23 protein-coding genes and 1 tRNA gene are annotated in these 21,486 nt (G+C 60.2%); 13 read left to right on the plus strand and 11 right to left on the minus strand.

Going from position 1 to position 21,486, the window contains the following annotated elements:
- Positions 1 to 256 precede the first annotated feature (256 nt).
- From NW806_RS10370 to NW806_RS10385, 4 genes are read left to right on the plus strand one after another with little or no spacing between them, the layout of a single operon-like run.
- A complete protein-coding gene (locus tag NW806_RS10370; protein ID WP_414411041.1) occupies positions 257 to 3,142 on the plus strand; it encodes a site-specific DNA-methyltransferase in 2,886 nt (961 codons plus the stop codon).
- Positions 3,142 to 3,459 carry a nucleotidyltransferase domain-containing protein gene (locus NW806_RS10375; protein ID WP_414411042.1) on the plus strand — a complete coding sequence of 106 codons (318 nt, stop codon included), beginning with the start codon at positions 3,142 to 3,144 and terminating at the stop codon, positions 3,457 to 3,459. The genes NW806_RS10370 and NW806_RS10375 overlap by 1 nt, the downstream gene beginning before the upstream one ends.
- A complete protein-coding gene (locus NW806_RS10380) occupies positions 3,443 to 3,868 on the plus strand; it encodes a HEPN domain-containing protein (RefSeq protein ID WP_414396324.1) in 426 nt (141 codons plus the stop codon). Before NW806_RS10375 ends, NW806_RS10380 begins: the two co-directional genes overlap by 17 nt.
- The gene (locus NW806_RS10385; RefSeq protein WP_414411043.1) at positions 3,849 to 6,671 is read left to right on the plus strand and encodes a BPTD_3080 family restriction endonuclease; all 2,823 of its coding nucleotides are present in this window, start codon (positions 3,849 to 3,851) and stop codon (positions 6,669 to 6,671) included. Before NW806_RS10380 ends, NW806_RS10385 begins: the two co-directional genes overlap by 20 nt.
- Here the strand turns inward: NW806_RS10385 and NW806_RS10390 are convergent.
- Together NW806_RS10390 and NW806_RS10395 are read right to left on the minus strand one after the other, a co-directional pair.
- Positions 6,623 to 6,934, minus strand: coding sequence for an Arm DNA-binding domain-containing protein (locus tag NW806_RS10390; protein WP_414411044.1), 312 nt, complete (start codon positions 6,932 to 6,934; stop codon positions 6,623 to 6,625). The genes NW806_RS10385 and NW806_RS10390 overlap by 49 nt on opposite strands.
- A 153-nt stretch (positions 6,935 to 7,087) precedes the next feature.
- Positions 7,088 to 7,172: transfer RNA gene (locus tag NW806_RS10395), tRNA-Ser, on the minus strand.
- 147 nt (positions 7,173 to 7,319) lie between these two features.
- Between NW806_RS10395 and NW806_RS10400 the strand changes: the two genes are divergently transcribed.
- From NW806_RS10400 to pdxA, 6 genes are all read left to right on the plus strand, one after another.
- Entirely contained in the window at positions 7,320 to 7,883 is a 564-nt protein-coding gene (locus NW806_RS10400) for a hypothetical protein (protein ID WP_414411045.1), read from the plus strand.
- A 3-nt stretch (positions 7,884 to 7,886) separates the two neighbouring features.
- Positions 7,887 to 8,324 (plus strand): SRPBCC family protein, encoded by a 438-nt coding sequence (locus NW806_RS10405; protein ID WP_414411046.1) that lies wholly within the window; start codon positions 7,887 to 7,889, stop codon positions 8,322 to 8,324.
- A gap of 37 nt (positions 8,325 to 8,361) precedes the next feature.
- On the plus strand, positions 8,362 to 8,943 hold the full coding sequence (locus NW806_RS10410; RefSeq protein WP_414411047.1) for a peroxiredoxin family protein: 582 nt from the start codon (positions 8,362 to 8,364) through the stop codon (positions 8,941 to 8,943).
- A gap of 38 nt (positions 8,944 to 8,981) precedes the next feature.
- Positions 8,982 to 9,179, plus strand: a complete 198-nt coding sequence (locus NW806_RS10415; RefSeq protein WP_414411048.1) for a hypothetical protein — start codon at positions 8,982 to 8,984, stop codon at positions 9,177 to 9,179.
- Between the two features lie 61 nt (positions 9,180 to 9,240).
- Positions 9,241 to 9,696, plus strand: coding sequence for a hypothetical protein (locus tag NW806_RS10420; protein WP_414411049.1), 456 nt, complete (start codon positions 9,241 to 9,243; stop codon positions 9,694 to 9,696).
- Between the two features lie 723 nt (positions 9,697 to 10,419).
- Complete coding sequence (gene pdxA / locus NW806_RS10425) at positions 10,420 to 11,472, plus strand: 4-hydroxythreonine-4-phosphate dehydrogenase PdxA (protein WP_414411050.1); 1,053 nt, start codon at positions 10,420 to 10,422, stop codon at positions 11,470 to 11,472.
- Here the strand turns inward: pdxA and rpiA are convergent.
- From rpiA to NW806_RS10465, 8 genes are all read right to left on the minus strand, one after another.
- Positions 11,429 to 12,121 (minus strand): ribose-5-phosphate isomerase RpiA, encoded by a 693-nt coding sequence (gene rpiA, locus NW806_RS10430; protein WP_414411051.1) that lies wholly within the window; start codon positions 12,119 to 12,121, stop codon positions 11,429 to 11,431. The two genes, pdxA and rpiA, sit on opposite strands and share 44 nt — an antisense overlap.
- A gap of 30 nt (positions 12,122 to 12,151) precedes the next feature.
- Positions 12,152 to 13,552, minus strand: coding sequence for a 30S ribosomal protein S12 methylthiotransferase RimO (rimO, locus tag NW806_RS10435; protein WP_414411052.1), 1,401 nt, complete (start codon positions 13,550 to 13,552; stop codon positions 12,152 to 12,154).
- A 148-nt stretch (positions 13,553 to 13,700) separates the two neighbouring features.
- The gene (cbiQ, locus tag NW806_RS10440; protein WP_414411053.1) at positions 13,701 to 14,516 is read right to left on the minus strand and encodes a cobalt ECF transporter T component CbiQ; all 816 of its coding nucleotides are present in this window, start codon (positions 14,514 to 14,516) and stop codon (positions 13,701 to 13,703) included.
- A complete protein-coding gene (cbiM, locus tag NW806_RS10445; protein WP_414411054.1) occupies positions 14,503 to 15,147 on the minus strand; it encodes a cobalt transporter CbiM in 645 nt (214 codons plus the stop codon). The genes cbiQ and cbiM overlap by 14 nt, the downstream gene beginning before the upstream one ends.
- Positions 15,148 to 15,149: 2 nt before the next feature.
- Positions 15,150 to 15,581, minus strand: a complete 432-nt coding sequence (locus NW806_RS10450; RefSeq protein WP_414411055.1) for a hypothetical protein — start codon at positions 15,579 to 15,581, stop codon at positions 15,150 to 15,152.
- Between the two features lie 161 nt (positions 15,582 to 15,742).
- A complete protein-coding gene (locus NW806_RS10455) occupies positions 15,743 to 15,868 on the minus strand; it encodes a hypothetical protein (RefSeq protein WP_414406100.1) in 126 nt (41 codons plus the stop codon).
- Positions 15,869 to 16,129: 261 nt separating this feature from the next.
- Entirely contained in the window at positions 16,130 to 16,933 is an 804-nt protein-coding gene (locus NW806_RS10460) for an SH3 domain-containing protein (RefSeq protein ID WP_414411056.1), read from the minus strand.
- 146 nt (positions 16,934 to 17,079) lie between these two features.
- Positions 17,080 to 17,451 carry a hypothetical protein gene (locus tag NW806_RS10465; RefSeq protein WP_414396293.1) on the minus strand — a complete coding sequence of 124 codons (372 nt, stop codon included), beginning with the start codon at positions 17,449 to 17,451 and terminating at the stop codon, positions 17,080 to 17,082.
- Between the two features lie 269 nt (positions 17,452 to 17,720).
- Between NW806_RS10465 and NW806_RS10470 the strand changes: the two genes are divergently transcribed.
- Positions 17,721 to 18,437, plus strand: a complete 717-nt coding sequence (locus NW806_RS10470) for a response regulator transcription factor (protein ID WP_414411057.1) — start codon at positions 17,721 to 17,723, stop codon at positions 18,435 to 18,437.
- Positions 18,438 to 18,472: 35 nt separating this feature from the next.
- Here the strand turns inward: NW806_RS10470 and NW806_RS10475 are convergent, their stop codons facing one another.
- Positions 18,473 to 19,351, minus strand: a complete 879-nt coding sequence (locus NW806_RS10475; RefSeq protein ID WP_414411058.1) for an ABC transporter ATP-binding protein — start codon at positions 19,349 to 19,351, stop codon at positions 18,473 to 18,475.
- 206 nt (positions 19,352 to 19,557) lie between these two features.
- On the opposite strand from NW806_RS10475, the gene NW806_RS10480 reads away from it, so the two are divergent.
- Together NW806_RS10480 and NW806_RS10485 are read left to right on the plus strand one after the other, a co-directional pair.
- Complete coding sequence (locus NW806_RS10480; RefSeq protein ID WP_414402159.1) at positions 19,558 to 19,836, plus strand: hypothetical protein; 279 nt, start codon at positions 19,558 to 19,560, stop codon at positions 19,834 to 19,836.
- A 75-nt stretch (positions 19,837 to 19,911) separates the two neighbouring features.
- Positions 19,912 to 21,348 carry a TM0106 family RecB-like putative nuclease gene (locus tag NW806_RS10485; RefSeq protein WP_414411059.1) on the plus strand — a complete coding sequence of 479 codons (1,437 nt, stop codon included), beginning with the start codon at positions 19,912 to 19,914 and terminating at the stop codon, positions 21,346 to 21,348.
- Positions 21,349 to 21,486 lie beyond the last annotated feature (138 nt).

Raw genomic sequence — 21,486 nt, forward strand, 5'->3', positions numbered from 1 at the left:
GGAACAGGATCGGGGGCGGGGCTAGCTCCCCTTAGCAGAATTTTTGAGTTTGTGATTCAGGGGCTAACAACGGCATGCCTCTGGAGAGGGGCGCTAGCGGGCCGTAGACCTTAGCAGGAAGAGATCAGAAACCCGACAGACGCTGCGCTACCCACAAGTAGGAGTGTTTGTTAGTCTCTTGTAGGTCTTTCAGAGCGGTTTGGTCTCAAGCTAGCCTTCCTAGTAAGCCCACGACGCAACCAACAGGCAGGACTGGATGGCAGGCAAGAAGACCAACACCCAACGCTCAATCGAATCCTACGAGCACCGGGACAAACAGCGGCTCAACAACCCGCCTGTGGGACTGGTGACGCCTGAGAACGACCGGGACGCGGGGCAGAAGAAGACCTACGCCTACGACCCGCACCTGGATCCGCAGCTTGTCTGGGCTGGCAAGGCCGAGCACACTTCGTTCGAGGTGCCCACGGTTTCGCTCCACGTCCACGAGCGGATTGACCCGCGCACCATCATCGAGGCCGTGCGCAAGAAAAACGACCAAGCTGGCCCGGTACAACTGGGGTTGTTTGAGGAAGAACGCAAGGAGCCCCTGCGCCAGGCCATCGAATTTTACCAGCACAAGCATGGCTGGACGAACCGGCTGATTGCCGGCGATTCGCTCTTGGTGATGAACTCGCTCTTGGAAAAGGAGGGAATGGCCGGCAAGGTGCAGATGATCTACTTTGACCCGCCCTACGGCATCAAGTACGGCTCCAACTTCCAGCCCTTTGTGAATAAGCGCGACGTCAAAGACGGCAAGGACGAGGATTTGACCAGCGAGCCGGAGCAGATCAAAGCCTTCCGCGACACCTGGGAGCTGGGCATCCACTCTTACCTCACCTACCTGCGCGACCGGCTGCTCTTGGCGCGGGAACTCCTCACTGAGAGCGGCAGCATCTTTGTGCAGATCGGCGACGAGAACGTCCATCGCGTGCGCTGCTTGATAGATGAGGTGTTTGGGGCGGGGAACTTTGTTGCAATGATAACGTACAAGACTACTGGAGGAGCAAGACAAGAAAAAGCGCCAAAAAGAACTTCAGATTTTCTTTTATGGTACTGCAAGCAACGTGCGGAAATGAAGTTTCGCCGTTTATTTAGTAAACAGGATCCAGATACAACCATATTTTCTGAAGTTGAAGAACATACCGGTGTTCGTAGACCTTTAACAGATACTGAGAAACGAGATGTTAAGCGAATTATTGAAAAAGGCTTGAGATTAGTTACAACTTTACCTTTGCATTCAAAAAGTCCAGGAGACCAGAGCCCGCGGAAGTTTCAAGCAAAAACGTGGTCCATTCCAACTGGCTCCTGGCGTTACTCAGAAGAAGGTTTTAAACGTCTGGGACAGGCTGGCCGGCTAGTTGCTAAGCAAACTGTTCTCAGGAGCGTAAGCTATTTCGATGACTGGCCGTATGAAGAGGTTACTTCTAACTGGAATGATACGGGGCCAGAGCTTGTTAAGATTTATGCTGTCCAAACCAATACAAGAGTCATTGCCCGCTGCCTGCTGATGACCACCGACCCAGGCGACCTGGTCTTCGACCCCACTTGCGGCAGCGGCACCACGGCCTATGTGGCTGAGAAGTGGGGCAGACGCTGGATCACCTGCGACACCTCGCGCGTGGCGATTACCCTTGCCCGCCAGCGGCTGATGACCGCCGTCTTCGATTACTATGAACTCGCGCACCCGCAGGAGGGCGTCGGCAGCGGCTTTAAGTACAAGACGGTGCCGCACATCACGCTCAAGTCCATCGCCAATAATCCGGAAATCGACGACATCTACGCGCGCCTGCACCCGGCGGTGGAGGAGGCCCTGGCTGAGCTCAACACCGCGCTGAAGGGCCAGCCGGTGAAGTTTAAGGTGACCCAAGGTGGCTGGGCTGGCCACTTTGTGGACTTTGCCGCGCCCGACACAGAAACCTTCACCATGCCCGCTGGCCAGGTGGTTAAGGTCAATGAGCTGGTGGAATGGGAGGTGCCCTTTGAGTTTCCCGCCGACTGGCCGGAAGCTGCCCGGACGCCATTCGAGCGATTCCATCAAGCCCGCCGTGCCCTGCGAGCAGCCATCGATGAGGCCATTGCCCGCCACGCGCCGCAGGAGACGCTTTACGACCAGCCCTTTGTGGACAGGAAGAAGGTGCGGGTGACAGGCCCGTTCACCGTGGAAGCAGTGCCAGCCCCAGCGGTGAAATCGGTGGATGAGATTTTGGAGCCCAGGCCTGAGCCGGCAGATGCCTCGATTGCCCGCTCCGGCGAAACACTGCGTCAGGAAGAATGGCGCGACGAGCTGCTCAAGACGGGTATCCGTGGGAAGAACGGGCAATACATCCGCTTTGCCTGGCTGGAACCGCTGCCCGCCTGTCGTTGGCTCCATGCCGTGGGGGAAACGCGGCCCAGCGACGAAGGGGCAAATACCGTGCGCGAGTCGGCGCCTGCCTACGACCCCCTGCGCGTGGTGGTCTCCTTTGGCCCGGAATATGGCCCGCTCGAGCAACGACAAGTGGAGCAGGCCTGGGAAGAAGCGCGGATGCTCGTCCCACGGCCAAAACTGCTGATCTTTGCCGCCTTTCAGTTTGACCCGGAAGCAGCGAAAGACATTGACGAGATGAAGCCGGAGCTGGCTGGAATGCAGTTCCTCAAAGTGCAAATGAACGCTGACCTTTTGACCGACGACCTGAAGAAAAAGCGGGCCAGCAACGAGTCCTTCTGGCTTATTGGGCAACCGGATGTGTACCTGGAACGCATTGCCGACGGCGAGGACAAGGGAAAGTATCGCGTTTCAGTTCTCGGCTTCGATTACTACAACACCAAGACCGGCCAGATTGAATCGGGCGGCGCAGATAGAATTGCCGTCTGGATGCTCGACACTGACTACGACGGGCGCAGCCTCTACCCGCGCCAGGTGTTCTTCCCGATGGCAGGCGAGAAGGAGGGCTGGGCAAAACTGGCTCGCAATCTCAAGGCAGAAATCGATGAGGAGCGGATCGAAGCTTACCGAGGCACGGTGTCGCTGCCGTTTGCGCTCGGTGAGCACCGACGCATTGCCGTCAAAATTGTGGATGACCGGGGCATTGAGAGCCTGAAGGTCGTAAAAGTGGATCCATGATGGACGAGCAAGTTCTGCAAGAAATTGTTCAACGAATCGTGGCAGTAGCGCAGCCCAGCCGCATACTTTTGTTTGGTTCCTATGGCCGTGGCGATGCCGACGCTGGCTCTGACGTGGATCTCATAGTGGTCGAACCAGAAGTGCCCGACCCGTATAGCGAAATGATCCGCTTGCACAAAGCTGTAGGCTCGCTTGGCCCAGGGATCGATCTGCTGGTTTATTCTGAGGCCGAATACCAGCGGCGCAGTCAGGTGCCGGGCACGGTGCTGTACTGGGCACGCAAGGAGGGAAGAGCCCTCTATGAAGCCCCATCTTGAAGAGGCCTGGCGATCCCTGCGCTTGGCGGATCGCGACCTCAAGGCATTTGAAGTGTTGAAAAAAGACCCCGAGGTTCACCCTGCTATCCTCTATTTCCATGCCCAGCAAGCGGTAGAGAAATCTCTCAAGGCAGTCTTGTTTGCCCAACAGATTGAATTCACACGCACCCATGACCTGGTCAAGCTAGCGCGTCTGCTCAACGACCGGGGCATTTCGTTGCCGGTTGGGGAAGATCAACTCCGTCAACTCAACCCCTTTGCTGTTGCCTTTCGCTACGACGACACAGAATTTGCGCCTATTCCCCAACAAGAGGTGGCAAGTCTGCTGACAGAGATTCGCTGTTGGGCAGCGGAAGAAGTCAGTGCAGCAACGGAACGGGAGAAAGGCGATGGCCCGGACTACGATTGACCGCTTGATTATCAACTCGCCCTACGAAGAGCCGAAATACCACTGGCACTACGACCGCCAGACGCGCACCTTCGAGCTGGTGGAAGGCCGCCGCCCGGCGGGCTACGTGGTGGCGACTCCCGGTTCAAAATCTTTCGACGATCCGGGCATCTTCGTCGAGATCCCACTTGTCAACCAAATTCGACCCCGCGTCAAAGCCTGGCGCGAGGCGGGCTATCCCGGCGTTACCGCCATCACCAAGCGGCTCTTGGAGTACTGGCATGACCCCGAGGAGTTCGACAGACGTCGCTTTTTCTTTTGCCAGTTGGAAGCGGCAGAGACGCTCATTTGGCTGACCGAGGCGCCGCCTGCCGAGCGGGTAGGCATTGAGATCCCAGGTGACGGCGGGGCCTTCTTGCGTCGGTGCTGCAAGATGGCAACGGGTACGGGCAAGACCATCGTGATGGCGATGGTGATTGCCTGGCACATCCTCAACAAGGTGGCCAATCCCCAAGATGCGCGCTTTTCGAAAAACGTGCTGGTCATCGCGCCGGGACTGACGGTGAAGCAGAGACTGGCTGTCCTCGAGCCAGCCGCCGAGGGCAACTACTATGAGGCGTTTTCCATCGTGCCCCCCGCCTTCCTCGATAAGCTTCGCCAAGGGAAAGTATTGGTGCGCAACTGGCACGCCCTGGCTTGGGAAAGCGAAGAGCAAATCAAGGCGCGCAAAAGCGTGGACAAGCGCGGCGTCAAAAGTGACGAAGCCTATGCCCGTGAAGTTTTGGGCGAGATGGCAAATGCTTCCAATCTGCTAGTCATCAACGATGAGGCGCACCACGCCTGGCGCGTCAACCAGGAAGCTGAAGGGAAGTCCTTGCGCGCTCGCGACCTGAAAGACAGCGCTGCGGAAGCCACAGTCTGGGTAGGCGGGCTGGATCGTCTGCATCGCTCACGAGGCATTCTGACCTGCTACGACTTTTCCGCCACCCCTTTTGCACCATCGGGAAAAAAGAGCAGCGAGGAGACCCTGTTCGGCTGGATTGTCAGTGATTTTGGCCTCAACGACGCAATCGAATCCGGCTTAGTCAAGACGCCGCGTGTGGTGGTGCGCGACGACGCCGTGCCGGACGCCAAAACCTACAAATCCCGTCTCTACCACATCTACAACGACCCAGAAGTCAGAGACGACCTCAACCGCCGCGCCGAACCCCACGAGCCGCTGCCGGATCTGGTGCTGAACGCCTATTACCTGCTGGGTTACGACTGGCGTGAGACATGGAGAGCCTGGAAAGCGGCCGGCCTGCCCACGCCGCCTGTGATGATCACCGTCTGTAACCGAACTGAGACAGCAGCGCGGGTCAAGCACGCCTTCGATTCGCGGAGCATTCACATCGACGAGCTATGCGACCCGGAGCGAATCCTGCATATCGACTCGAAGGTGCTAGAAGAGGCTGAGGCAAAGGAAGAGTCCGCGGTAACAGTAGAGGCGTCGAACGAGACCGAGGAGGGGGAGGAGGAAGAGGCACCCGTCGAGCGCAGGCTAACCAAGGCAGAACAGGCGGAACTTTTGCGGAAGATCGTAGATACGGTTGGCAAGGTGGGGCAGCCAGGCGAGAAGATCCAGAACGTCATTTCCGTCAGGATGCTGAGCGAGGGCTGGGACGCCAAGACGGTGACGCACATTATGGGGCTGCGGGCCTTTACCTCGCAACTGCTGTGCGAGCAGGTTGTAGGCCGGGGCCTGCGCCGCACATCCTACGAGATCAACCCACAGACCGGGCTGCTTGAGCCCGAGTACGTCAACATCTTCGGCGTGCCTTTCACGTTCTTACCGCATGAGAATAGCGGAGATGGCCCGCCACCGCCGCCAACGCCCAAGACTGCGGTAGAGCCGGATCCAGCCAAAGCGGAGTTTGAGATCCGCTGGCCGAATGTGGTGCGTATCGAGCGCGTACTTCAGCCAGTATTGACTCTTGATTGGTCGAAGGTGCAGCCCTTGGAGCTGAACGCGGCCCAGACACCGCAGGTGGCCGAACTGGCACCAATTCTCGAAGGCAAGCCAGACGTAACTCAAATCAGCCGCATCGAACTGGAGCAGTTGGCCCGGGAGTTTCGCACCCAGCGCATCATCTTCGAAACTGCCCGGAACGTGTTCGATCAAATCAAGCAAAGCTGGAAAGGCAGTCGCGAAATCTTGCTGGCGCAGTTGGTGCAGATTGTGGAGCAGTTCATTCGCTCTGACCGCATCTTGATCTCCCCACCTCTTTTTTATCAGGACGAACTGCGCCGTCGGTTGATCATCACCCTCAACATGTCACGGATTGTGCAACATGTGTGCGAGGCGGTGCGGCAGGAAAACACAGAGCGGCTTACTCCGATCTTCGACCGCGATCACCCTATCCGCTCGACGGGCCAAATGCGTACCTGGTACACGAGCAAACCCTGCCAACGCACGCGCAAGTCACACATCAACGTCTGTGTCTACGACAGCACCTGGGAGGCGTCGGACGCTTTCGTCCTGGACAATAGCAGTGCCGTGAGCGCCTGGGCAAAAAACGACCATCTGGGCTTCGAGGTGCTTTACGTCTATCGTGGCGTGGTGCGGAAGTATCGGCCAGATTTTCTTGTGCGGCTTGCCAATGGCGACATGCTCATTCTGGAAACGAAGGGACAGGACACTGAACTAGACCGGGTGAAGCGGCGCTATCTCGAGGAGTGGGTGCAAGCCGTCAATACGCATGGCGCGTTCGGTCGCTGGCAGTGGAAGGTGGCCCGTCACCCAGGCGAGATACGGGACATTTTGTTGCAAAGCCTAGAGCAGTAGGAAGCTGGAACCCGAAAGGCTTGTGAACGTGTTGGTAGCAGCCAACTGCTGGGCCCCCCGTACATACTGCGGCCCTCTCTCAGAGGGATGTACGGATATTCGCCAAGACTGAGCCGTCTTTCCTGGCCTCGGAAGCGGTAGCGAAACCGCCAGAGCCTCGACCCGTTGGGCTTCACCTCCAAGTACAGCCCTTCTTTGTCTGGCAACTGGTAGGGCTTGTCCTTGGGCTTGGCATTCCTGATAACTATCTCCGACAGAGCCATGTCCCGCCCTGGCTTTTGTGTCCCTGGTCATGTCCCACTTCAGCCCGGATTACGGTGGATTTTGTCAGTCTATCTTGGACACTGAAAAGCCCGGAAGCCCGTCTAGACAAGGGCTGGCTGGATCTGGGTGGATGTCATCGGACTACGTAGTAACGGAGAGGGTGGGATTCGAACCCACGGTGGCTTGCGCCACGGCAGTTTTCAAGACTGCTTCCTTAAACCACTCGGACACCTCTCCACCCTATCCCTGGCAAGGATCTGCGGCCTTACCTATCTTAGGCTCTGCAATTGCCTTTGTGCAGCCGGGGAGCCACCCCCCTGACAACAACTTGTGAGCAAGAACAGGGATCCGCTATAACCCACCTGAGGGATCCCTGGCTGACCGATGAGAGGACACTTTTGCCCAGCCCAGGTGCAACTTCTAGCTTGGCTGGCGCCGGTGTTGCTGACCGCCTGTCGACTCCTGCCGTCTACGGAACCTCCTGCCGCTGCCCAGCCGGATCCAGTGCTGCGCCACATCGGTGAAGATGGCACCCACTTTGAGGCTTCTGTGGGCGATACCCGCGCCCTTCCTCCCCACTTCCCGCAGCAGTTGCGCCTGCCCAACGCCACCGTCGTCTCTTCCGGGCAGATTTGGGATCAGGAGGGGGGATTGGCTTCCTTGATCCTGAAGACCTCTCAGCCTTTGGAGGAGATTGCCGCCTACTACCGCCGCACCCTCTGGGGCCGGGGCTGGGATCTCCTCTCCGATGTTGAGCAGGCCAACGGCATCCGCACGCTGGTGTTCGAGTCTCCCCCCCGCCCCGACAGACCACTCCAGCAGGCAGTCATCCAGCTGGGATCCCCTCGCCGCGGGCCAGATCAGGTGGAGTACCGCGATATCTTGATTTTGCTGAGTACCATTGCCCCTGTTGGCGAAGCGCAGCCGGCTGCTACAGCCGCTCCCTAGAGCATGCCCGTCTATACCCAAGCAATTGAAATTGCCGCTGGCGTGGCCCAGGTGGAGCGCTGCCTAGTCGACCCCGAGCTGATGCGGCGCTGGCTCAGCCCCCTTTTGGGATGTGAAGCCTTGGGATCCCCTACGGGACAATTGGGTAGCCGCTACCGCTTTTTCCTACGCCTGCCTCTAGTCTCCCCCAGCTTGGACTGCGTGATTGTCGAGCGCGCCGAGGGCCTGGTGGAGTGGCAGTTCGAGGGTTTTTTTCAGGGCACTGACCGCTGGGAGTGCCACCCCCAAGCATTGGGGACGCTCTTGGTCAACCGCTTTGCGTTTTGCATCCCCAACCCCTGGGTGGCGGCAGGGTTTCATCTCGTGGCAGCAGAGCTGACCCGGCACGACATGCGGGCGCAACTGCGGCGGCTAAAGGCAGTAGCCGAGGCTTTGGGTTAGGCTGGTGGCAGGGAGTAAAGAAACGTAAAAAACTGCCATGACCAGCAACAGCGGCTTGTTCAACCGTCGCTTCTTCGAAAACTTCATCCCCCAGCCAGCCAACAACTCTCTGCAGATTGGCGAGCTGGCCCCTGACTTTGAGCTGCCTAACGTGCAAGGGGATCCCGTGCGCCTATCGGACTACCGCGGCCACAAGCCGGTGGTTCTGGCCTTTACCCGCATCTTTACGGAAAAGCTCTTCTGCCCCTTCTGCTACCCCCACATCCAGGAGCTGAAGGCCCGCTACGAAGAGATCCGGGCGCTGGGAGCAGAGCTGCTGATGGTTACCAGCACCGACCCGGTGCAAAGCCAACAGATCCAAGCCGACCTGCAACTACCGTATCCGCTATTGGTGGATCCAGAGTGCAAAACTTTTCGGCTCTACGGCGTTGGCCAGGCGCTGGGAGCGCCCCTGCCGGCCCAGTTTGTTGTCGATCGCGAGGGGAGGCTGCGCTATAAGCATCTCTTCTCCTTTGCCGAGCCCAACGCCAGCACCGACGAAGTGCTGCGGGTCTTGCGGGAGGGGCTGACCAGCGGTTGGGACGGAACCCGTCGAGTGGCTCCAGTGCCCTTTTTCTAGGCGGTTTCTAGGCAAGCTGGGAAGAGGAGGGAAAAGGGGTGGTCTTTGCGCGGCTGGCCCGGAACAGCGCCCGGCAAGCGGAAGCCCTGGAGGTAGTCCTGCGCCATGCCTGGGACTACATGCGGCGCTTGCTCTCCTTGGGCAAGGCGGAAGAGCCGCAACTGCCGCCGCCTCTGGTGCTGCGCAACATCCTGGTGGATTTGGGGCCGGTTTACGTGAAGCTAGGCCAGTTCTAAGCACCCGCCTCGATCTGCTGCCGCGGGAGTACATCGAGCCCTCAGCAGCCTGCAGAGCAATGTGCCCCCCGTGCCCTGGAACGCGGTGGAGATCCTGCTGCGCCAGCAGTTGCGCCAGCCGCTGGAGCGGGTCTTCAGCAGCCTTGACACAGGAGCGGTGGCAGCGGGATCCATCCGGTTGGGCTCTGGTCGCCTCGCTCTCTTGGACTGCGGCATGATTGGGCGGCTGGATCCCTGCCCACAGCCGATTGTGCTGGAGCTGATTTTGGCTATCGTCAGCCTGGATGCCCAGCGCTGTGCCGAGCTGACTCTGGAACTGGCCCTGCCGGAAAGTCCCAGGGGCAGCTTGCGGGCCCTGATGGCAGACGTATTTCGGCAGCAGTTGCTGGGGAAAGCTCCCCTACCTTCGTTGCTGCGCAGGGCCCTGGAGCTGAAAAACCTCTCCCTGCAATCTTCGCGGCAATTGGAAGTGCTGCTTAGCCGCATCACACTTCGGAAACCCAACGCTGGAACCTGACGGTGCAGGATCTGGAAGGCCTGCGCAGCAGCCTGGATCAGTCAGCCAACTGCCTCTCCTAGTGGTTGGATCCCTGATTATCGGCGCCGCCATCATCTCGGCGCAAACCCAGTGCTTTCAGGTCTTCTAGCTGAGCGAGCTGCTTTTTGGCGCCGCCAGCTGCTGGGCCTATGGCTTATCCTGAGCATCCTCCGCTCCGGTCGCCTGCGTGGCTAATCCCCAGGCCAGCTGCATAGGTATCCCTGTGCTCGGGATGTTTGCGAAACAACAAAAAAGCGGTATCAACGCCTTTGCGAGCGCCTTCAAGGATCCAGGAAAGGCCCATTTTTCCGTTACCCGCTCGATGCCTTGCGCTACAAGGCTTTCAGGCTCTCACTGCCCCTCTCCAAGGCCACTTTTTGCCCTTTTCGACCGACCCCCTCGCAAATGGGTCTTGTACCCCTTGCCCTGCTTGGCTTCAATCGAGGAGCAGTCCTAGTGCTGGCTCTGCTGGCTAGGGGCTCTGCCCCGAAAGCTAGGGCTGTTCTCCCTTCGGGGGGATTCCTAGAAATTGGAAACTACTCGATAATGATCCGGTCGGCCATTTGGCCGCCTCGCGTTCCCCCTTCGGGAGGATCCCTAGAAGTTGAAAACGCCAGGCATTACCTACCGGCAAAGCGCGGGGCTTGGCTGTAGCTCCCCCTTCGGGGGGATGAAAATTGGAAAGGAATCGGAAACGTCCCTGTGAGCTTGGTGCTGCCAAAGCTCGCCCTGACGTTGGGAGATCCGGCGGGGATTGGGCCAGAGATTGTGCTCAAGGCGCTGGCGGATCCCCAAGTGCAGGCCTGCGCCCAGATAACGGTGGTGGGCGAGCGGCAGGTTTTGCAGGCTACCTACCGTCTCTTGAAAGCAAAAGGGGTAGCGGATCCCTTAGCTGACCCAGAAGGGATTCCAGTCCTAGAGTGCGGCAGCGGCTTCCACCTAGAGCCCTCTGGCGTGGGCCGGGGGGATACCCAGAGCGGAGCGGCTAGCTTTGTCTACCTGAAAACGGCTGTTGAAGGGGCGCTGCAAGGCCAGTTCCAGGGGATCGTGACCGCCCCCATTGCCAAATACCTCTGGCACCAAGCGGGCTACCCCTTCCCCGGCCAAACAGAGGTACTGGCCCAGCTCAGCGGGCGCGAGTGCTACGGGATGCTGTTTGTGGCCCGTTCTCCCCACAGCGGCTGGCAGATGCGGGTTCTACTGGCCACCACCCACATCCCCTTGAGCCAGGTGCCCCTCACCCTCACCCCAGAGCTGGTGCGTAGGAAGTTGGACTTGCTGGCGGGATCCCTGCGCGAGCTCTTTGGGATTGGCGATCCCGTAATTGCCGTGGCTGGCCTCAACCCCCATGCCGGCGAACGGGGGCAACTGGGTTCAGAAGAACAGGAGTGGCTGGCGGAGCTGCTAGGTACCTATCCCCACGCCAGAATCTGGGGGCCGCTCCCCCCCGATACGATGTGGCTAGCTCCCGCCCAAGCCTGGTATGGTCAAGGGTCTCCCGCCGTGGCCGATGCCTACCTGGCCCTCTACCACGACCAAGGCCTGATCCCGGTGAAGCTGCTGGCGTTTGACCGAGCCGTCAACCTAACCCTGGGGCTGCCCTTTATTCGCACCTCCCCCGACCACGGCACTGCCTTTGACATAGCTGGACAGGGGGTGGCCCGCGCCGAGAGCCTCAAGCAGGCCATCCTACTGGCAGCCGAACTGGTCCCTACGGCCGCCGCAGCGTCTCGATCCCTTCAGGGCCAGCGATAATGGCCTCGGTGGCCATGCCGATAAACAGGCCGTGCTCCACTACCCCCACCGTTGCTTTGAGTTGCTCAGCTAGCTTGGCTGGATCGGCAATAGGGCCAAACTGGCAGTCGAGGATGTAGTGCTGCTCGTCGGTGAGGTAGGGATCCCCGTCGGCCGTGCGCCGCAGCACCGCCTGGCAGCCCAGGGCTTCCACCCGCGCCAGGGTGGTCTTCCAGCCAAAGCGCACCACCTCCACCGGCACTGGGAAGCGCGTGCCTAGCTGCGCCACCTTCTTGGAGGCGTCGGCAATGATGATTAGCTCGGCGGCGCTGGCCTCCACCAGTTTCTCCCGCAGCAGGGCTCCCCCTGCCCCCTTGATGAGATTGAGGGATCCCACCTCAATTTCATCAGCTCCATCGATGGCCAGATCCAAGCGGGGCTGCTCTTCCAGCGTGGCCAGCGGGATCCCTAGAGAGCGGGCCTGTTCTGCCGTGCGCTCGGAAGTGGGCACCCCGATGAACTGCAGCCCCTCCTTTCGCATGCGCTGGGCTAGGGCGCTCACCGCAAAGGCGGCTGTGGAGCCCGTCCCCAGGCCCACCACCATGCCTGACTGTACCCGCTGGGCTGCTGCCTGGGCTGCCGCCTGTTTCAGCTCCTCAGAACTAGCCATCCTATTCCCGCTGGAGTCCAACTTGCTATTCTACCGCCCACTCCAACTAAAGCCCTGCGGCGCCTCCACCACCTGGCCAAAGAGATCGTAGGGCTCGGCCCGCGTAATCTGGACCGGCACCAGGGATCCCAGGGATCCGGGCCCGCGCACATACACCACCCCGTCCACCTCAGGGGCAAAGCGGGGGGAGCGGCCAATCCACTCGCCCGTGCGGGGGTTTTCCTGCTCCAGGAGCACAGGCACCACCTGCCCCACCTGCTCGCGGTTGCGGCGGAAGGCGATCCCCTGCTGCAGCTGCATCAGGCGGGCGCGGCGCTCTTTTTTGACGCGCTCAGGCACTTGGTGAGGAAGGTGGTAGGCAGGCGTGCCTTCTTCGGGAGAAAAGGTAAACACCCCCACATGGTCAAATTGGTGGCGCTGCACAAAGTCCAACAGATGCTGGAAGTGCTCCTCTGTCTCGCCAGGAAAGCCGACGATGAAGCTGGTGCGCAGCACGGCCTTGGGTAGGGCCTGACGCAGCCGCTCGATCAACCGGTCGTTGACCTGGTCCTGCCAGGGGCGGTTCATGGCCTTGAGGATCTCGGGGTGGCTGTGCTGCAGCGGCAGATCTAGGTAGAGCAAGAAATTGGGGGTCTCCTGAATGGCCTCTACCACTGCCGGAGTAATGCCCGTAGGGTAGGCATAGAGCATGCGGACCCAGGGAATAGGGATCTTGCCCAGAGCACGGATGAGCTCAGCCAGCCGCGGCTCCCCGTAGAGGTCGATCCCGTAGTTGGTGGTGATCTGGGAAATGAGAATCAGCTCCTGCACCCCTTCTGCAGCCAGTTGTTCGGCCTCCCGCAGGATGGACTCGATGGGGCGAGAGCGTTGCTTGCCCCGCAGGTGGGGGATGATGCAGAAAGAGCAGCGATAGTCACACCCCTCGGCCACCCGCAGGTAGGCCACTGGCGCGTGGGTAGTGCGATAGCGGGGGACAGTCTCATCGGCAATGTAGTCCAAGCTGGAGGTGACGGCATTAACCCGCTCTCCCCGCTCCACCCGCTCCATAACCTGGACAATCTGGTGGTAGTCGCCCGTGCCCACAATGGCCACCGCCTCTGGGATCTCCCGCAGCAGCTCCTCCTGGAAGTGCTGCGCCAAGCAGCCAGCGATGATGAGCTTCTTGCCCTGCACTGCCAGCTCCATCAAGGTGCTGACCGACTCCCGCCGCGCCGCTTCGATGAAGCTGCAGGTGTTGACGATAACGTAGTCGGCGCTTTCTTCATCCCCCTCCACCCGGTAGCCCGCCTGGGCCAGCAGGCCCATCATGTGTTCCGTGTCCACGCGGTTTTTCTCACAGCCCAGATGCACAACGGCAACAGCCGGCGCTTCCTTTGGGGAGGCGGCAGGGCTGCGAGAGGGCGTAGGCAGAGCGGTTTCCAACCGGTTCATAGCCACAGGAGAGGCCGAGAGAATGGCAACAATAGACAACAAATGAATTGGGAAAATTGAGGCCTTCCTATTCTAGTTCTAGTTGGGTTTCGCTTCTAAAGGCGGGGAGGAGGACTGTCCATCTTGTCTACCTCCCCTGCCAACCAGCTCAATCGGGATAACCCCCAAATTGAACCCACACCAAGCCGAGAGCCACAGCCACCGCCAGCCCCGTGGCTGCCCAGCTCCAGGGATCCCTTGCCATCTCTTCTGGGAGCAGAGGTGCTCTTCCATAGCCCCTCAGGCGCAGCGCCTGATAGACCCGCTCGGAGCGCTCGTAGCTGCGCACCAGGAGAGTGCCCACTGCAGCAGCCAGGAAGGGCAGGTCTTGTCGCAAGGCCAGGTCCGGACGCCACAGGGATCCCCGCGGTCGCCAGCCCCTCAGCCGAGCTGCCCGCTGCATCCGCTGCCACTGGGTAGCCACCTCCTGCAAATAGCGCTGGGTTAGCCAAGCCAGTTCCAGGAGTAGGTCGGGGATCCCCAAAGCCCCTAGGGCTGCCAACAGGGCCGGCAGAGGGGTGGTCTCCCCCAGCAGCATTGCCAGGGCCAACAGCGCCAGGCTGCGCCCGCCAAGGCAAAGCGCCCTCTCCAGCCCCTCCCAGCGCAAAGCCAAGGAGCCCCACTGCCAGAGGAAGGTCTCCCCAACGGCAAAAGGCAAGAAGAGGACGAAGGCTATCAACAAAACTCCTGGGGCGGCCAGCCGTCTTAGCCCTCGGCGCAGGGGCAAGCCGGAGAGCGCCCAAAGAAGAGCCACCAACACCCAAACTAGGGGTAGCAAGGCCAAGCGCTGCACCTGGGCAAAAGCCGCCATCAATGCCAGTAGGCCAACCACCTTGGGCAGAGGCCGCCAGCGGTGGAGCCAAGGGGAGGAAAAACTCCTGGAGGCGAGAGGCGGGCAGGGCAGATTAGCCTTAGAGCTTTTCATCCTCCCCCAAAAGCTGCGGCTGTACCCGCTGCAAGAACAGCACCACCCAACGGGTAAACAGCCCCTCCACCCCTGCCAGCGGCAGATGAGCTGCCATCAAGCCGGCCAGGGCCAAGCGCTCTGCGGACGTGGAAGGGATCCCCTCGCTGTACAGCGCCGCCAGCACCACGCCGTAAAATAGCAGCGCCGCCAGCACCACCCCTGCAGCTCCTGCCCAAAAGGCAGCCCAGCCCGTTCCCAGCCGCCGCCGGCTTGCTTGAAAGATCCCTCCTGCCAGAAGCGCCGGGATCCCCAAGATGGCGGCGTTGATCCCCAGGGTGGTCAGCCCTCCATGCCCGAAAGCCACGGCCTGAAAGAACAGGCCCACCAGGATGGCCGGGTAGGCCAAGACCCCCAAGAGCACGCCCATTAGGCCATTGAGCAGCAGGTGCAGGCTGGTTGGAGGAAAGGGCAGGTGAATGGAGGAGGCGACAAAAAAAGCCGCTGTCAGCAGCGCTGCCTTGGGGAGCGGGCGGCGGGGATCCCTTTCCAGCCGCTGCAGGCGGCCCAGGCTGTAGCCGGTGATCAAGACGGTGAGGCCATAGCCTCCCAACCACAGGGGCGCTGGCAAAAGGCCCTCGCTGATGTGCATGGCTAGTCCTGCTCCAGAGCAGCAGCGCCGACTTCGGAGCTTGGCCGTTCTCCACCCACAGAGGCGGCAGGGCGGGGCCGCAAGAAAAACAGCGCTGTGCCTAAGCAGCCCCAGATAACGCAGGCAGCCATGACCCCCCGCTGCAGAGGCCCAAAGCCAGGGGAGGAAGGGCTGGGGGTCCCTAACGCCTCCCCAACCGGCACCTTCACCACTACGCCGTGCCCCGCCTGGCGAATGTGCACCTGCCACAGGCCCTTGAGCTCCGGATCCGGCTGCAGCCAAAACCGGCCCTGGGCGTCCGTCTGCCCCTCCTGCCAGGGAGTGCTGGGATTGCTAGGTGCAAACACCGTTACCTGCGCCGAACGCATCGGCTCGCCTGTATCGTAGCGGGCCTGGATCTCGAACGTGGGAACTGCTCGCCAAGAGGCCTCCACCCCGTGTCCCCAAGCCGGGGCAGCCAGAAGCAAGCCAAAAGCCAGCCAGCTCAATTGCCAGCAAGAGTGGAAAGGGGCGCGACTTGGCCAGACTGGGTTCATCGCTAAGCAAAGGATAGAGGACAACAAAAGCCAACGGGACTTGAGGGCAAAGACCTACGTCAAGAACCCCGTCCTGCCGAGGCAATCAGGCGAACCCCAGCGCTGCCTTTGAGGCCGTCCTTGAAGGGCAGCCTGTCATTCCCAAACAGGTGGTCGAAGTGGAAGGCGGCTTCCCAGTCCGCCACCTGGCCTCCCGGACAAGACCCTTGTGCTCTTCTCCCACCTACTCGCCACAGACGAGGGCCAGCTCAGGACTGAACTTGAGCACACATGGGATCCCCTCCGCCTCCCTTTTTGCTGTTCAGGCTCTACCCTTGATCCAGAGAGAGTAGCCCTTCGACGGACCCTCCAGCGCCGGCATTTGTCGCTTGGCCCAGGCAGTCCTGCTCTACCGAACCACAGATTTCTTCACCCTTACAATCCCCCGCTGGGGCATCCCCCAGAAACTACTCCTGCGCCAAGTTTCCGGCCCGCACCCAACCTTCCTGCCCGTTCTGCCGCCGGATGCGCTGCCAGCGGCCATCGGCGCTGTATTCCAGCACTTCCACCACCTCGTTCATGGGCACACCACCGATGTAAGCTCCTTCCCGGTCGGGAGTGGCCCGTAGCGCTAGGCCAATCGGCTCAATTACCCGTCCCCGTTCCCCTGGAGCAAGGCTGGTTTCTACCAGTGGCCGAATTGGCGAGGGGGTAGAGTTAGGTGTAGATTCAACCCCAGAAGTTGCAGAAAGTGGAACCGAGGCAACTGCTGCTCCTTCCACGGGTCCCAGGTTGCCAGCGCGTACCCAGCCTTCCTGGCCGTTCAGCTCTCGCCGCACCCGTTGCCAGCGGCCATCGGCGCTATACTCCAGCACCGTCACTATTTCCCCCGCCCCAATTCCCCCTTGGTAAGCTCCCTCCACCGAGGGCTTGCTGCGGATGGCTAGACCCAGAGGCTCGATCACCCGCCCCCGGCTGCCAGGCGGAAAGGCAGTGGAATCAAGGCTGCCTACAGCCGGCGGAGACTCCCTCTGAGTAGGGCGAGCCGAGGGGGAAAAGGGCAAGCTTGTCGGTCTAGGCAAAGGCTCCACCCGCACCGCTCGAGGAAACTGCGGCACTGCAGGGGGAGCCAGCAGGGGAGCAATGAACTGCCACGCCTGCCAACCCAGAGCAGCCAAGGCCCCAACCGAGAGGCTCAGGGCCATTAGGGTGCCGAAGGGAAAACTCCCCGCCGCGGGAGAAGAACGGCCTCGCACCGGGTAGTTAGCCATCCAAAACTCAGCTCCCAAAAGCTGAGAGTAAGAGCCTTGCCAACGCTTGCAAGCCCCAGAGCATCTCTAGTACTTCTAGTTTCGCCTCTGGGTGCTGGCTTGGGAAGCTATCTCCCAAGGGGCAAGCTCAGCAGCACGTTTAGCCTCTACTTGGTGAACATATTCTCCCAGTCAGTGGTGAGAATTTCGTGGCCAAAGGTCCAGCCGGCTAGGAGCAAGGGCAAGGCCAAGCCCAAGAAGCCGAAGAAACTGATTACCTGAGCAATTTGCCGCTGTGCCCTTTTCCTTTTCGGGTCGGGGATGTTACTAGCAGCTACCGTGAGCTTTGAGCAAAAGGCTACCACCACCGCCCCCGCTGGCCCCAGCACCAGCGATGGCCACAGCCAATCCGCTACCTGCGCATACTCGTAGGCCCGCGTGAACGGCATGATGACGAAACAGACCAGCTCTAGCACTCCCCAGGTGAAGAGGGCCACCTGGATATCCTTGCGAAAGACGGCGTTGGGATCGTAGTACATAAGCCTCTGGGAAGAACCCCCACCATGCCACTCTAAGGCCTGGCCGGCAAGTTGTTACTCCCCTTCTTTGCAGACAGCCTAACTGGAGTGGTTGCCACTCATTTGCCCAGAGACAGAGGCTCGAGGAAAGCCAAACAGCCAATTCAATAAGAGTCTGAAGCAGTCTGTTGTATAAATAAAGACTGCCTGGGTTTGCCGCTTTCTGCAGCCCGGATACGTCCTGCTGGCAGAGCTCTTCTGCAGCCCTGCCCCCTCCTAGTCAACCCGCTATGTTCCGCACCCTTATTGTCGACGACGATCCCAGCATTTGCACGCTGCTCAAGCGGTACTTGCAGCGCCAAGGGTACACGGTCGAGGTGGCTGCAACCGGTGCCGAGGGCCTGCAGCAGTTACGTACTTTTCAGCCGGACTTGGTGATTTTGGATTTGAACTTGCCAGATGTCAGCGGCTACAGCCTCTGCCGGCAGATGCAAAAGGAGACTGGCGTGTATGTATTGATGCTAACCAGCCGAGTGAATCCTGCCGACAAGCTGCAAGGATTTCAGCTAGGCGCAGATGACTACCTGACCAAACCCTTCACCCTACCGGAGCTACAAGCACGGGTGCAGGCTATCCTGCGCCGAGGGCGGACGAAAGCCCAGGGAGGGAGCGCCCCCGTTCTAACCTTTGCCTCCTTGGTGATTAACCCAGAAACCCGGGAAGTCACTCGCGACCAGCGCCCCATTAGCCTAACGGCTCTGGAGTTTGACTTGCTCTACACCATGGCCCGCTACCCTGGACGGGTTTGGCGACGCGCTGAGCTGATCCGAGAGGTGTGGGACTTTAACTATGAAGGAGATGAGCGAGTCGTTGATGTCCACATTGGCCAAATTCGCAAGAAGTTAGAGACTGATACCAGTCAGCCAGAGCTAATCCGCACCGTGCGCGGCGTTGGCTACAAGTTTGAGCCCCCCACTCCAAAGGAGGGAGGAGAGGAATTCAAATAGCCATAAAAGAGAGAGAGGTTGAGAGTAAAAGCGCGCTAATCCAGACGACGGCCTGTCAAGCGCACAAAGATATCTTCTAGGTTGGCAGGGCGCACCATCAGGCCGGTTTTGTCGGATTCAGCTTCCAACTGCCGCTGGGCCTCCGCCAAGCTGGGGAAAAAGGTGTAGCTCACCTCCTGTCCAGGTCGGGAGCGCACCAGCAGAGCTTCCCCGTACTTGGCCCGCAACTGACTAGGGCTGCCCAGCTCGATCAGCTTGCCGCCGTCCATGATGCCGATGCGGTCGCACAGCTCTTCGGCCTCCTCCATGTAGTGGGTGGTAACTAGCAAGGTCATCCCCTGTCGATTCAGATCCCGCAGGATCTCCCACAACAGCCGCCGCGCTTGGGGATCCAATCCAACCGTCGGCTCGTCCAGGAACAAGATTTGAGGCTGGTGCAGCAGGGCTCTGGCCACTTGCAGGCGCCGCTTCATGCCGCCGGAGAGGGTCTTCACCTTGTCGTGCCGCCGGTCGGCCAGCTTCACGTACTCCAGCCACTCGTCAATGCGCCGCTGCCGCTCCGGGTTGGGAATGTGGTGCATGCGGCCGTGGAACTCCAGGTTTTCCCAAACCGTTAGCTCCGCCTCTAGGGTAATAGGCTGCAACACCACCCCAATCTGCCGCCGCACTGCTAAGGGATCCCGCACCACGTCGTAGCCCCCCACTTGGATGGATCCCTGGCTGGGTCGCGTGAGGCTAGTGAGCATGCGGATGGTGGTGGATTTGCCAGCGCCGTTGGGCCCCAGCAGGGCAAATACCTCCCCCTGAAAGATCCGCAGGCTCAAGTCCTGAACAGCCACCTGCTGCCCAAAGCGCTTCCACACCCCCTGCGTTTCCACTGCCGCCGGCTGGGTCTGGGGCAGAGTCGGGGCCATTGAAAGAGTGGTTGCAGTCGGCTCCATCTGCAGTGTAAAGAAACCTTTCTTCCCTAGCATACGCCAGTTGGGTTGGCCTTCTCTCCTGGGCGGCTGTGATCTTCCTTACTCGGAGCTTTCACCTCGCCCTTGTAAAATAATTGACATCCAGCTGAGGAGCGGGGCTAGCCGAAGCTCTACCCGAAGCACCAGAGTGGAGAGGAACTATGCCAAGTGGAGACCGATTCGATCAGATTGACTTCCGCCTGGATCGCCTAGTCGGCGCTGTGTTGACCCTAGTTGAAGCCGTCAGCTCTATCAAAGACGACTTGTCCCAGTTAAAAGACATCGTTCAGCAGCAGGCGCGGATGACGCAAGAGCACAGCGCGTGGCTGGAGGAGTTCAAGGCCGTCTGCCAGCAGCAAGCTGAAACCGCCCAGCGCCAGGCCGCAACGGTTGAGCGCCTCATTGCCCACTTCTTGCTAGCTCAGCAGCCCAAGGCTTAAGGCATGTCACAATGACAGCAGAGCTGAGGTCATCCGCCCTTGGAGTTCCCGCTTGCACCAGCCCAGCAGGGTTCTGTGGACACAGAAGAGGTGCTGGCCTTTTTTCGCTGTCGTCGCCTGCCCTACTTGGATCGCTTTGGACCTCAAGAAGCCAAGCTGCCGACGGAAAACCTGCTGGAGCAATGGCGTCGGGATCGCCAAGCTCTGCAAGCTACTGTCCTGGAGCAATTCCCGGGAGAAGAAGTTGCGCCGGGCAATGAAGCCCTTCTGGCAGCTATGGCAGCAGGGGCGGAGCGGATCTACGGTGGACAGATTGTAGCAGAGCTGTTTTGGGAAGCTGAGGCGGAGCTTGCCAGCTCTGAAGTTGCCCTCGCTCCTTCCCCTGAGACAGAGGTTGAGCTCCCTGAAGACGGCTCCACTAACAAGACACCTGCACTGCCGCCTGGGGCTGTTCCAGAGTTTCGTTCCGTTTGGGTAAGCAGCTCCCTGGACCTCCTGATTCGGGATCCCGCCCTTCGCAGCCAAGGCCGGCCCGTTTACCTGCCGGTGCACATTCGCCTCGGCAAGCGCCCCAAGCCGGAGTACGAACTGTTGTTGGCTTTGCAGGCCGAGTTGCTTGGATCCCTGGAGGGGCAGGTGCCCAAGCACGGCTTTCTAATTTTGAAAGACAAGGAATGGTACCCCGTCGAGCTAGATCGACGACGTGCTCAGGTGCGCCGCCTGCTGCAAGATTACCTGCGCTCCCTTAGTCGACCCGAGCCGCCCCAGGTGTTAATGGCCCGCAGCCGCTGTCATCTCTGCCACTGGCGGAACTACTGTCGGCAGCTAAACGCCACCACCCAGCCCCTCAGCCTGCTACCGGGTGTAACTAGATCCCGCTATCCCCTTCTGCAAAAGGCGGGGATCGACTCAGTTGAAGCCTTAGCCAACGCCCCTCCGGAAACGCTGCAGGCCATTCCCCAGTTGGGAGCCCGCGTGGCCCTGCAACTGCAGCTCCAAGCCCGCGCCGCCCTCAGCCGCCAGCCTATCTGGCTGCAATCCCCACCCCCAGCTCTGCCGACAGCGCCCGTGGAGCTGTACTTCGACATCGAGGCAGATCCCCGCCACAACGTTGCTTACCTGCTGGGCTTGCTCGTGGTAGAACAAGCAGAGGAGCACAAGGTTGTCAACTACTACAGTTGCCTAGCTGCCGAGCCACAGGAGGAAGGACAGGCCTGGCAACAGTTTCTAGAGGTGGATTTACACACCTGGGTTCGGCGGTCGGTAGTGCTGCCCGTTGAGAGCTACTCCCTAAAAAACATCGCCCGCTGGCTGGGGTTCAAGTGGCGACTGCCCGAGGCCAATGGAGCCTACTCCATCTACTGGTATAGCCAGTGGCTAGAAACACGAGATCGCCGCTACTTAGAGCAGTCACTCATCTACAACGAAGACGATTGCCGAGCTACCTATCGCCTTAAAGCTTGGTTGAGTCAAAGTGCGGCTTTTGAGTCCAGTAGAGTAGAAACCGAATAGACTCTCTCCTCTACCTAACGAGACAGCAACTGCCTCCTCTCTTCCAGCAAAAAACCCCAGCAGGGGGCGTGGTGGAGTCTGGCACCGAGCTATTTTTCCGGGGGGTCACCCCTCCAGTAGGTTCGCCGCTGATGCGTT

The organism is Synechococcus sp. W65.1 (assembly GCF_047461615.1).
Taxonomy (GTDB): Bacteria; Cyanobacteriota; Cyanobacteriia; order Thermostichales; family Thermostichaceae; genus Thermostichus.